We start from the raw sequence: 814 nt of genomic DNA on the forward strand, positions 1-814 counted from the left end.
ACCTTAATCCTTATTTGTTATGTGATTAACCAGCGTATTCTACTTGCCAAATATCTGTTTTAGCACCTGTACGCTCACAAACACCTGAAGTTGTTTTTTCGCCAAACAGGTAGCTTGCGACACCTAAAGATGCATCAATGTCTTGTTCTATAAGAGCTTCGATGTAAAAGGGCTTGAACTTCTTTGGGAGTTCTTTTTGGAATAGTTCTATTGTTTGTTGAACAAACTTGGTTGTTAACCCTTGATTTCTGAGGTGTTCTTTAGTGCCATAAAATAGACAGAAGCAAGGTTTACCATTGAGTGGTTCATTCATGTCGAAGTTGACTAGATGTTCCACCTTTTTGTTATTCAGTTTTGCATACGTATATCTTAAACCGCCAAAAGGATGATCTTTGATCATATAAATATTGTCGGTAAAAGGCACTCTTTGCATCACAAAGCCTTCGGCTAATTGTTCTTCTAAAATGCGAATACCAGTCATAGGATTTTGATGTTCATGCATTCTTAAAACTCCTTGTTAACTCTATAAATCACATAACACTTATTAGACAACACGTAGTAGTCTTTCATCCTTCTATAATGCAGTCTTTTGCATATTAACTCAACTGACAATCAATAACTTATACCACATGAAGGGAAGTTAGACTGCAAGATGTCTCCTAATGATGATAATGAACAATTATCAACTCCATCGAATAAGTTTTAGTAGGGTAAACGCACGCCCCCTAAATGTGTAGAGTATTAGCTCTGAACGATTTTGGGGCAGAAACAAGCTAGTAAAACAGCACCAACCCTTGTGATCACCAAACGATTC

At 36.7% G+C, this 814-nt stretch carries 1 protein-coding gene; it reads right to left on the reverse strand.

Features of this window, described 5'->3' with window-relative positions; genetic code table 11:
* Positions 1-25 precede the first annotated feature (25 nt).
* The gene (locus AB4351_RS22245; protein WP_372127206.1) at positions 26-502 is read right to left on the reverse strand and encodes a hypothetical protein; all 477 of its coding nucleotides are present in this window, start codon (positions 500-502) and stop codon (positions 26-28) included.
* Positions 503-814 lie beyond the last annotated feature (312 nt).

Origin of the sequence: Vibrio sp. 10N.261.51.F11, from assembly GCF_041471665.1 — a bacterium.
Taxonomy (GTDB): Bacteria; Pseudomonadota; Gammaproteobacteria; order Enterobacterales; family Vibrionaceae; genus Vibrio; species Vibrio crassostreae_C.

Excerpts from the sequence above, each read along its gene's own strand:
- AB4351_RS22245 (WP_372127206.1), bottom strand. The coding sequence starts at position 502 with ATGCATGAACATCAAAATCCTATGACTGGTATTCGCATTTTAGAAGAA.